The sequence below is a fragment of the Streptomyces sp. NPDC054956 genome, from assembly GCF_053609185.1.
Map to the genome: position 1 here is coordinate 1 of NZ_JBSGXB010000267.1, position 10,771 is coordinate 10,771.

Below are 10,771 nucleotides of genomic sequence, written 5' to 3' on the forward strand. Positions count from 1 at the left end.
GCTCTGCCCGCCCTGTGTGCCACGCAAATCACCAGCTGGGGAATCGTCTACTACGCCTTCCCCGTCCTGGGCTCCCACATCACCGCCGACACCGGTTGGTCCCCGGCCGCCACCACGGCGGCCTTCTCCGGAGCGCTCCTCGTCTCCGCCGTGGCGGGCATCCCCATCGGCAGGATCCTCGACCGCCGGGGACCACGCACTGTGATGACCACCGGGTCCGTGATCGGCACCCTGGCCGTCCTACTGATCGCGGCAGCCCCGAACCTGCCGGTCTTCACCTGCGGTTGGATCCTCGCGGGTGTCGCCATGGCCGCCACCTTCTACCCGCCGGCCTTCGCCGCCCTCACCCGCTGGTGGGGCGCCGACCGCGTCCGGGCCCTGACGATCGTCACCCTCGCCGGCGGCCTGGCCTCCACCCTCTTCGCGCCACTGACTGCCGCCCTCGCCGAACACCTCAGCTGGCGAGCCACCTACGTGGTGCTGGCCGTGATCCTCGCCGCCGTCACCATCCCCGCCCATGCCCTCGCCCTGCGCGCTCCATGGCCGCCGGCCCCGCCCGCTCCGCCTTCGGCCGACCGCACTCCAGTCGCCCGCAGCCGCCCCTTCCTCCTCCTGGCCGTCGCCTTCACCCTCTCCGGCTTCGCCATGTACGCCGTCGTCATGGGCATCATCCCGCTCCTCACCGAACGCGGCGCCGACGCGACGACCGCCGCCTGGGCACTCGGACTCGGCGGCGCCGGCCAGACCCTGGGCCGTACGCTCTACTCCGGCCTGTCCGCCCGCGTGTCCGTCACCGCCCGCACGGTCGCGCTGATCGCCCTGGGCGGTGCGACCACGGCGTCCCTCGCCCTGCTCCCGGGCCCGATGCCGCTGCTCATCGTGCTCGCCGTCCTGGCCGGGGTCGTACGAGGCAACCTGACCCTGCTTCAGGCCACCGCCGTCACCGACCGCTGGGGCACCACCCACTACGGCCGCCTCTCCGGACTCCTCGGCGCCCCGGCCCACATCGCGGGAGCATTGGCCCCCTGGGCCGGGGCCGCCCTCGCAGGCCCGCTTGGCGGCTATCCCCACCTCTTCGCGGCCCTGGCCTCACTCTCCGTTGCGGCCGCCTGCCTTGCACTAGGCGCCTCCGGGGAGAACAGCCGCGACCGGGCGGAGATTTCGCACCGCCCATAACGAAACCGCTCAGCCTGGGCTGCCGTCGCGGCAGCCCAGGACCTTGCTGAGGACAGCCCGACTCTCACGCAGAGCATTCAGCCTCGTTCCATGCAAGGCCCCCCGCGTAGCTCGGTCGCTGTCGGCCCAGAGACCAGCAGGCTGGAGAGATGGTCCGTCACACGCGCACCCGCCTCGGCCCGCACGTCGAAGTCGGCCAGCACGACCTCAACGAACCCGTCACCTGGGCCGACGACGCCCGCTTCGACACCGTCCTGCTTGCACTCGTCCTCCACTACGTCGAGGACCGCGTCCGCACCCTGGCCGAACTCGCCCGCGTAATACGCCCTGCCGGCCGGATCATCGTCTCCACCAGCCACCCCACCGCCGACTGGCTCGCCAACGGCGGCAGCTACTTCGACGCTGGGCGAGCAGAGGAAACCTGGTCCAACGGCATGACGCACCGCTACTGGCGCCAGCCCCTCCAGGCATGGGTGACCGAGTTCTCCGCAGCCGGCCTCGCCATCGACCGCCTGGTCGAACACCGGCCCGCCGCCTCAATGCCCCACCAGCACCCGGCCGCGTACGAGAAACTGAGCCGACAGCCCGGATTCATCGCCTTCCAGCTCATCAAGACCCCGGCCCGGTCCCTCGCCTGACCGAGCGCCGACGTACCGGCTCACCCCTCGGGAGCGCAGCAAATGCCAACACGGCCGACCCTCGTGGTGGTCAGCGGTCCACCCGCTACCGGAAAGACCACCCTCGCGCACAGCCTCGCCCACGAACTCGGCTGTCCCGCGATCATCCGTGACGAGATCAAGCAGGGCTTGGTCATGAGCAGCGCGGCCTATCAGCATGGAGGGGACGACCCCCTCAACATCCCGGCCATGCACGCCTTCTTCGACACCCTCAGCGTGCTCCTCGATGCCGGCGTCACCGTCGTCGCCGAGGCCGCCTACCAGGACCGGCTCTGGCGCCCCGGCCTCGAACCCCTAACGAAGATCGCCGACCTCCGGATCATCCGGTGCACCACTCCAACACCAACCATCATCGAGCGCATGACCGAACGCGCTGACTCGGACAGGCATCGCGCCGCCCACGGCGACCGCCAACTCCTTAGCGACATCGCTGCCGGCGCCTACAACCCCGAGGGGTTCGTCGACATCTCCCTCGACGCGCCTACCCTGCTCGTGGACACGTCCGACGGCTACCGGCCTGGGGCGGCCGAGATCGGAGCCTTCGTCCGAGCGCGCTGACCTCAAAGCCGTGGGACCAATTCGGATGCGTCCACGTCCCTGAGCCCCCACGGGCAGGCCCGACGGTCGGCGGTTCAGCTGCCGGTCGCCTGGGTGGTGTCGGCGTAGCTCTTGAACACGTCGAGTTCCTCCTGCTCAAAGCGGCGGATGCCGCCGCGAATGGAGTCGTAGCCGGCCACGACGGAGGTCGCGGTGGCGTAGATGTGCTCGTCGTCCTTGACCTCGAAGTGGAAGGTGAGGGAGACGCGCTTGACGTCAGTCACCCAGGCCTCGATCCGGACCGGGGTCTCCCAGGTCTCCAGCGGGTGCTGGTATCGGATGCTCTGCTCGCGCAGGAGGAAGTTGCGGGCCAAGCGCTCAGCGGGGTCCTGGGGGACGAGCATGCTGAACATGCGCATGCGGGTCTCTTCCAGGAGGACACCGTAGCGGGAGCTGTTGAGGTGTCCGTTCGCGTCGAGGTCCGACCAGCGAACGGGGCAGTCGTAGATGTGTCGGGACACAGTGACTCCTGAGAGTTGTGGGATCTGCCGTACCTTCGAGGCGCACGGCCGGTCCGAGGACGGACTGGCGCATCCTCCGTTGTCGAAGGCCCAGGGGCTGCGGGGATCAGCCGTCCGGACGTTTTCTGTCATCCGGACGGGCCAGCCCCGCCTCCCAGGCTTCCAAGCGGAGACAGCACCAGACGTGACGGTAAGTGACTTTCCTTGGTCAGCGGGCTAACCACACCAGCTAGCAGGGCTGGCGCTCGCCCTCTTGGAGGTCGTTGAAGATCTCGCGAAGGAGGGCAGCCCGGAGGTCGACCTGGGGCAGTTGCCCATGGAGCCGGCTGATGGCCGCCTGATCGGAGTCCGGCAGCGAGGCGCGCAGGAGTAGCTTCAACTCCGCTCGAGCCTGGGGGTCGACGATCGGCCGATGGATGCGGTCGACGACGGCTCCGGCCCCCAGCTGCGTAATGCCCCACTCCCCAGGGACTTCCTGGATGGCCCACACCACGGAGTGGTTTTCGGGCGACAGGGTGAGTCTGCATTTTGGCCCGGCCAGCGCGCTGAGTGCTGGGAGCGGGACGCCCTCGGGGCCGGCGAGTGCTGCGGCTTCGTCGGCGCTATCGACGACGAGGCGGGCGGTGAGTGCACGGGCCGCACGGCGGCGGGCAGCATCGGCTTCGGCCTGGGCGGGGGGCTGCGGAGTCGAGGGCGCGCCGGCCTCGGCATGGGCCCAGGCGTTGCGCTTGCCACCAAGGGCGTCGGTCTCGTCGTCGGAGGACTCGGCCTCGACCCAGGTGATCACTACGAACCGGCAGTGGGGCATCGACGCCGGGTACAGGACGTGGGAGACGACTTCGATGGTCTCCCAGCCCAGGGCGGGGATGATCATCCGGAAGACATGACCGTCCCTGTCGGCTTCCAGGTCGGCTTCGGTGCGCCAGATCCGCTCCACGTCCGGGTTCCGGCGAACCTCGGCGATCAGGTCGACGAGCTCGGCGTTGTCCTTGTGGGTGGCCTGGGCGAACTTCAACAAGCGGACGTAGGCCGCAGCGTGCATTTCCCAACCGTGGTACTGGGTGCGGGCCTCCGGGTTCGTCAGGGCCCAACGCATGAGGTTGGCGCGCGGCTCCATGACCCACGGCCACCACTCGGCCATCGCCGCGTTGTAGGCGAGGATGTTCCAGTTGCGGTCGGTGAGGTACGTAGGCGAGGGCATCTGCCTGTCGATCAGCAGGCGAAGTGCACGGCGCAGCTCCGGACTGGCGTCGATCTGCGGGTCACCGTCGAGCGTGGTGCCGATGTTGTAGAGCAGCAGGGCGTGGCGCTCGCTCTTGTCGAGTCCCAGCAGATCCGCGAGCGCCTCGCACTGGGGCTTGGTGAACCGGGGCGGGACGGCCCCCTTCTCCACGTTGCGGTAGGTCCGTACCCCCATGCCGAGGGCCTTGGCCACTGGGGCCTGGGTGATCCCCGCCGCCTGGCGCCATCTCTTCAGCCAGCCGCCGAACCCCATGAACTGACCGGCAATTTCTCCGCCGTGTGCGCCCTTGTTCTCGGCGTGGTCATCGCCGAAGGGGACTATCCCCTGAGCAACCATGAGGCTCTTCCTTGTCTCCGTGTTCTACACGGGAGGCACCTGCCTGAGGGCATGAAAAAACGGGGGGCAGCATGAATGCTGGCCCCCCGGCCTGGTGTCTCCCACAAAGACGATACGCCCAATTAGTACCGACCAGTAATTTGTGGCCTCGACCACAGGGCAGTTGGTTAAACACGCAACCACACCCGTCGGCGCCCAGCCGCCTTCCATGACGAATCCGGGCATTCCCTCACCTGCAGTTTTCCATGATCGGGAAAGCGGCAAATCCTTGCCGGTTTTTCTTGCAAGGGAGCCGAATGATCATTCACGCCACCGGCGATCACCCCAGGAAGTCGGCTCCAGCCACCCAACCCCCCTGCCAATGAAGGGTGTTACCCGAATACCCACCCGGCCTCCACGCATCCCACACATTCATCTACGCGCGTGGATTCGCTCTTGAGATGCCGTTGACGAAGCCTTTGCCTGCGGGCTTAAATCCAGACCTGACCAGCCGGTACAGAGCGACAGCCTGCCGGTTCATGAACGTGGGGGCTCTTTTGAAGATCCTTTTTGGCCGAAGGAATGCTTGGCATATACAACTTTTCACGGTCTGTAGAGCCAGGTATGGATCTTGCGCGGGCGTCTGCGTATGTTCGTCGTCCCCCACCGGGAGGCAACCCGGTGACCGGCGAAAGGAACGCATGCAGGACACGCCAAGCGGCTAGTCCGCAAAAGCAGTCGGCGCCCGGGAGAAGGCAACTCCCGGGCGCCGGGCCCGTAGAGTCTTATCTCCAGCCGAGGCAACGGCCGGAGAGACCCGTCATCACCGCGCCGGCCCTTCCTACGGGGCACACCGGCTGCGGCATCACTCAGGGAGAGTTTTGCATGGGCACGCCCCTGCGCGAAAGGCCGGACCCTCGGGCCACCGCTGCGGACTGTGCAGCGGACACCGCTCACCCGCCCATTTCGGGCCTCTGGCGCGGGGGTGACGCCTGATGGCGCGCATTCGCACCATCAAGCCCGAGGCTTTCGAGTCCGAGGACCTTGCCGCCGTCGATGTCACCGCGGTGCTCACGTTCTTCGGGCTGCTGACCCAGGCGGACGACTCCGGCCGGTTCCGGGACCACGCGGCCATCATCGCGGGACGGCTGTGGGCGCTGCGCCCGGAGCACACCCCCGCTCACGTCGCCCGCGACCTGGAGCAGCTCGCCGAGGTCGGCCTCGTGTGCCGGTACACCGGCTGCGACGGCAAGTCCTGGCTGCACATCGTGACCTGGGACCGGCACCAGAAGATCAACCGCGCTTCGGACTCGCGGCTGCCCCGCTGCCCGGCCCACGAGGCGGCGAAGGCGTGCGGCGAGTGCGACCGCGCCCAGTGCCACACCCAGACCCATGCGGCGGCCAGCCCCCGACAGGCGCCCGCCGAAGTCCACGGGGCGCCCGCCGGCACCGTCGGCGGAGGCGATTCCGCGAACGCTCACGAAGCACTCACGCGAACCGTTCCGTCCGATTCACCCGCTTCCACCCCCACCGTGACGCACGCCACTCTCGCCCAGGTGGATGAGATCGAGGCCACATCGCCCCCCTGCCCGCCTCCGGCAACCCCCGCGAGGGAATCCGCAGGTCAGGGCCGTACGGACCGAGCAGACGACGTGATGGGCGCCACTTTCACTGAGGACTCACGGTCTGGATCTAGGATCTTGGATCCTGGATCTTCCCGTAGGGGGCGCGAGGCGCCCGCACTCGGCTCCTCCCCGGAAACGGTGCTGGAAGCGGCCGACGCGAGCGAGTGGTCGGCGAAGGTCTTGATGGCCGAGTACCTGCGCGGCTGCCCCGGAGGGCGTCCGCCGAAGAAGGTCCTCGGGCACCTGGGCAAGGAGATCCGCACGCTGCTGGACGAGGGCTACGGCCCGGACGTCCTGAGGCCGGCACTGGAGCGGCTGCGCGCCAAGGGGCTGAACCCCAGCGTCCTGCCGAGCCTGGTCAACGAGCTCCTCAACGCCGGGCCAGCGCCGTCGTCGAGCTCGAGCCCGTCCTACGCCTCCGGCGCGGGGCCCTGGGCCAGCGCCTCCCCCGCCTACACGCCGTACCTCAACCCCACCGAGCCCGCCGGAATCTTCGGAGTCGCCCTGTGAACCGCACCAGCCTCGCCGACCCCCAGACCACAGCGGACAACGCCGCGATGGCCTGGATGCGGCGCAAGCTCGCCGAGCGCGGCATCGACCCGACCGCCCCCATCGCGGACACCCCGGAAGCGATCCCCGCGCTTGAGGCCGCCGAGCTGCGAATCCCGCGCGATTACCGCGAAGCCCGCGTCGAGCACCCCGCCGTAGCCGAGTGGGTCCGCGCCGTCGCCGACAGCGCCGTCGGCCACGCGGCGAGCCCGCTGAACCCGCACTTCGGGGCTGCCGGGCAGCGAGAGATCACCCACGGCCGCAGCCTGCTGCTGTGGGGCTCCACCGGCGCCGGCAAGACGCACCAGGCGTACGCCGCGATCCGTGCCTTGACCGCCTCCGGGTGCGGGGTGCGCTGGCACGCCACGACCGCCGCCGACCTGTACGGCGAGATGCGGGCCCGGGGCGGTGGCGATCCGGAGTACCTGCTGCGGCGGATCGTGCGGATACCGCTGCTGCTCCTGGACGACCTCGGCGCCGCGAAGGCGTCCGAGTGGAACGAGGAGATCACCTTCCGGCTGCTGAACTGGCGTGCGCAGAACCAGCTGCCGACGATCGTCACCTCGAACCTGCCGCCGGTGCGTACCCCTGGGATGGCGACCGGGCAGCCGGTGCTGCGGGACAAGGTCGGCGACCGAGTGATCTCCCGCCTGTCCGGCATGTGTACCCCGGTCCACCTAAACGGCCCTGACCGCCGCTTCCGCGCCGCCTGACCAGCTGCGCCCACCACCTTCCACCGCCCGGCCAGCGAGCCGGTCAGCCGGCACCATCGCTGCGTGCCGCACCCGCTCGCCGCGATCCGGCATGCCCTGGAGACCCATCCCATGCGCGAAATCACCACCAACACCCAGCCCGTGCCCGATCTGCGTGGCATCGCCGACATCTCGTGGCACGACCGAGGGAACTGCCACGGCCTGGACACTGCCGAAGCCGACCGGATGTTCTTCCCCGCGCCGCGGGCCCACGCCGACATCGCCGAGGCCAAGACCCTGTGCGGTGCCTGCCCCGTGCGGCAGGACTGCTTCACCCACGCCATGGACAACGACATCCGCTGGGGCCTGTGGGGCGGACTGACCGAGGCGGAACGCAAGCCCTGGCGAGCCAAGGTCGCCAAGCGACTCGACTACGAGCGGGTCCGCGCCGCCCTCATGGGCCGGGACGTCCACCTTTCCGCCGCCGAACGCGACGCCGTCACCCGCGCCGCCCACGTACGCGGCTGGAGCACCTCACGGCTGGCCTACGTCCTCGGGGTCGATTTCGACCACGCCCGCGACCTCCTGCGCCGGGCGGCGCACGCAGTGGCAGACCGCGACCGGTACTGGAAGGTCCCCGCCGCGGACAGCCAGGCCAGCCCCGCCGACAGCGGTGACGGAAGCGCACCCGAGGAAACGTTCTGCCAGGTACCGCGCCAGGCCCAGACACGCGAGCTCAACGACGCCCTGCGGAAGGCGGCATGACCTGCCCGGCGCCACCTCCCGACCGGTCGACCATGCGCGCCGCCGGCGGCCACACACCACGCCCCACAGCAAGCCTGGAGAAAGGGAGCCCTTGACCGAGGAGACCGCCGACCGATACGCCCTGATCGCTGCCGGGACGGTGATCATCGTCCTGACTGGCGCAGGATTCTGGCTCTCCTACGCCCACCTCGCCGAAGTCGCTGGGAAGCACGGCCTGGACCGCTCGCCCATCCGGCAGTGGGCTTGGCCCGCCACGCTGGACATGTTCATCGTCGCCGGCGAACTGCTGATGCTGCGAGCGGGTCTGCGCCGGGTGACGGACTGGTGGGCAATCGGGCTGACGGCCGCAGGGTCGGCCGGATCAATCGCGCTGAACGTCGCCGGCGTCAGCGGCACCACCGGCAGTCCGGTCCCGGTCCTGGACTACGTGGTCGCCGCCGTCCCGCCGACGGGCGCGATGCTGGCCTTCGGAGTCCTGATGCGGCAGATCCACCAGCGCATCGCCCGGCCCCTCCGGAAGGGCGCGACCGAAACCCGGACCGGCTCCGGCCCGAGCCGGACCACCGCACCTCAGGACACGACGGAGCCCCGGACCGGACCGAACCCGGACCACGACGAAACCCGGACCGACGCCCCCGCCGGACCGGACCGACCCAGCCCCAAACCCGGACCGAGGCGGACTCGGACGGGACCGGTACGGCCTCGGACCGTCCGGGCGAAGGTCCACGCCGGACGGTCCGAACGCCGGACCGGACCGCGCCGCCTGTCCGAGGAACAGGTCGTCGAGCTGGTCCTCCCGGACGTCCCCGCAGCCCTGGCTGCGGACGGGAACGAGCAGATCACCCGAACCCAGCTGCGGAGCATCATGCGCGCCCGCGGCATCCCCCTCGGCAACGAGCACATCGGCCCCGTCCTGACCGCGCTTCGCTCCGCGACCGCCTCCCCCAAATCCCACGAAGGAGCCACCCACCGATGAAGACCTGCGCCCGATTCGCCGACATGAAGGCCGGTTACGAGCGCGACATCGCCTTCCTGCGCGGCCATGCCGCCCGTCACGAGGGCAGCACTGCAGCGAAGGCGAGCACCCGGCACGCCTGGGGCGTGAAGCAGAACATGGCCAGGGCCCTGGCCCGACACTTCGAGCGCTGCCCCCTGTGCCGGTGACCGAACCCTGTCCCTACGGCGGCCCGGACCAGCACCCGGGCCGCCGTCCCGTTCCCCCCACCACCTGACCTCCCGGAAGGAGCCAATACACCCATGCAGCCCGCTGAAAACCAGCCCGAACCGGCGCCGAACAGGACCATCAAGTCGGCCGAATCCTGCGCCCGTGACGACCGCTCTCCCGACGTCAACTCGCTCCCAGAAGGAGCAAGTTATCGGCCAAGACACTCTTCCCCGTCGGGGAAGCGCGTCTTGGCCCATCCCGCCCCGGGGGTGGCGGGAACGGACCGGAGCCAGGGGGCACCGGTCCACAAGGCAGCGACCGAGGGCGGATCGCAGCCGGAGGAGAAGCCCACGCCGCGCCGCAAGCGCCGCCCCACGAAGAACGCCTCGCGCAAGCGCTCGCCGAAGACCGCCGCCAACAAGCGCTCGCACGTCTGCAGCGTCCGCCTCAACGACGACGAGAAGAACCGCCTTGCCACCGCAGCAGCTGCATCCCGTACGAGCCTGCCCGCGTTCCTCGCCCGCAGCGGGCTTGCCGCCGCCCGCGACCCAGACCGTGCCGCCGCCGCCATCGCCGGTGAACGAGAAGTGATCGCGGAGCTCTTCGCCGCCCGCCGGCACCTCGGCCACGTCGGCAACAACCTCAACCAGCTGGCCCGCGCGGTCAACTCCGGTGGCCAGCCTGCGGACGTCCAGCTCGACGCCGTGCTGGTCGCCGTGCAGCGGGCGATCCGCCGAGTCCAGACCGCCACCGACCAGCTCCTCGAACACCGCTAGGAACCCCCACCCGTCATGGTCCCCAAGATCCACAAGCGCGGGACGCGCACCATCGGCCTTCTGTACTACCTGTACGGGCCCGGCAAGGCCGAGGAACACATCGACCCGCACCTGGTGGCCTCTTGGGACCACGCCGCCCCCGACCCCGGCCGCGAACCCGCAGTCACCTACAAGCAGCTCCAGGAACTCCTCGACCAGCCCCTCGCCAACCTCGACGAGACCGAGCGGCCGACGAAGCACGTGTGGCACCTGTCGGTACGCAACGCGCCCACCGACCGGCCCCTGTCCGACCAGGAGTGGGGCGACGTCGCCCGCCGGATGGTCGCCGCCGCCGGCATCGACGACCCCGAGCAGGGCTCCGGCTGCCGCTGGGTCGCCGTCCGGCATGCCGACGATCACATCCACATCCTGGCCACCTTGGTCCGCGAGGACGGCTACCGGCCCGACCTCGACTTCGATGCCGTCCGCGTCCAGGCCGAAGCACGGCTCCTGGAGAAGGAACTGGGCCTGCGTCAGCTCAATCCGGGTGACGGCACCGCCGCCCAGCGGCCCACCAGCGCCGAACGCCATAAGGCCGATCGCATGGGACGCGAGCGCACGCCCCGGGAGGAACTGCGGGAGACCGTACGACGCGCGGCTGCCGGCGTCGCCAGCGAGGAAGAGTTCTTCGAGCGGCTGGGCGCCTCCGGGGTGCTGATCCGCAAGCGCGTTGCACCCTCCGGAGACCTTG

12 protein-coding genes are annotated in these 10,771 nt (G+C 69.8%); 10 read left to right on the forward strand and 2 right to left on the reverse strand.

Features of this window, described 5'->3' with window-relative positions:
- From ACWGDE_RS30275 to ACWGDE_RS30285, 3 genes are all read left to right on the forward strand, one after another.
- A partial coding sequence (locus tag ACWGDE_RS30275) for an MFS transporter (RefSeq protein ID WP_453392220.1) occupies positions 1–1,176 on the forward strand: 1,176 nt, incomplete at its 5' end.
- A 149-nt stretch (positions 1,177–1,325) separates the two neighbouring features.
- Positions 1,326–1,814 carry a class I SAM-dependent methyltransferase gene (locus ACWGDE_RS30280; protein WP_453392221.1) on the forward strand — a complete coding sequence of 163 codons (489 nt, stop codon included), beginning with the start codon at positions 1,326–1,328 and terminating at the stop codon, positions 1,812–1,814.
- Positions 1,815–1,856: 42 nt separating this feature from the next.
- Positions 1,857–2,411: an AAA family ATPase gene (locus tag ACWGDE_RS30285; protein WP_453392222.1), complete on the forward strand. Its 555-nt coding sequence runs from the start codon at positions 1,857–1,859 to the stop codon at positions 2,409–2,411.
- Between the two features lie 74 nt (positions 2,412–2,485).
- Here ACWGDE_RS30285 and ACWGDE_RS30290 read toward each other — a convergent pair whose 3' ends face one another.
- Together ACWGDE_RS30290 and ACWGDE_RS30295 are read right to left on the reverse strand one after the other, a co-directional pair.
- Entirely contained in the window at positions 2,486–2,911 is a 426-nt protein-coding gene (locus tag ACWGDE_RS30290) for an acyl-CoA thioesterase (RefSeq protein WP_453392223.1), read from the reverse strand.
- A 229-nt stretch (positions 2,912–3,140) separates the two neighbouring features.
- Positions 3,141–4,490 (reverse strand): helix-turn-helix transcriptional regulator, encoded by a 1,350-nt coding sequence (locus ACWGDE_RS30295; protein WP_453392224.1) that lies wholly within the window; start codon positions 4,488–4,490, stop codon positions 3,141–3,143.
- A gap of 974 nt (positions 4,491–5,464) precedes the next feature.
- Between ACWGDE_RS30295 and ACWGDE_RS30300 the strand changes: the two genes are divergently transcribed.
- The 7 genes from ACWGDE_RS30300 to ACWGDE_RS30330 all read left to right on the forward strand — a co-directional run.
- Complete coding sequence (locus tag ACWGDE_RS30300) at positions 5,465–6,604, forward strand: hypothetical protein (protein WP_453392225.1); 1,140 nt, start codon at positions 5,465–5,467, stop codon at positions 6,602–6,604.
- A 47-nt stretch (positions 6,605–6,651) separates the two neighbouring features.
- The gene (locus ACWGDE_RS30305) at positions 6,652–7,356 is read left to right on the forward strand and encodes an ATP-binding protein (RefSeq protein WP_453392231.1); all 705 of its coding nucleotides are present in this window, start codon (positions 6,652–6,654) and stop codon (positions 7,354–7,356) included.
- Between the two features lie 63 nt (positions 7,357–7,419).
- Positions 7,420–8,100: a WhiB family transcriptional regulator gene (locus tag ACWGDE_RS30310; RefSeq protein WP_453392226.1), complete on the forward strand. Its 681-nt coding sequence runs from the start codon at positions 7,420–7,422 to the stop codon at positions 8,098–8,100.
- A gap of 91 nt (positions 8,101–8,191) precedes the next feature.
- The gene (locus ACWGDE_RS30315; RefSeq protein ID WP_453392227.1) at positions 8,192–9,076 is read left to right on the forward strand and encodes a DUF2637 domain-containing protein; all 885 of its coding nucleotides are present in this window, start codon (positions 8,192–8,194) and stop codon (positions 9,074–9,076) included.
- Positions 9,073–9,264: a hypothetical protein gene (locus ACWGDE_RS30320; protein WP_453392228.1), complete on the forward strand. Its 192-nt coding sequence runs from the start codon at positions 9,073–9,075 to the stop codon at positions 9,262–9,264. The genes ACWGDE_RS30315 and ACWGDE_RS30320 overlap by 4 nt, the downstream gene beginning before the upstream one ends.
- A 249-nt stretch (positions 9,265–9,513) precedes the next feature.
- Entirely contained in the window at positions 9,514–10,041 is a 528-nt protein-coding gene (locus tag ACWGDE_RS30325; RefSeq protein ID WP_453392229.1) for a MobC family plasmid mobilization relaxosome protein, read from the forward strand.
- Positions 10,042–10,056: 15 nt separating this feature from the next.
- On the forward strand, positions 10,057–10,771 hold a 715-nt coding region (locus ACWGDE_RS30330), incomplete at its 3' end, for a relaxase/mobilization nuclease domain-containing protein (protein WP_453392230.1).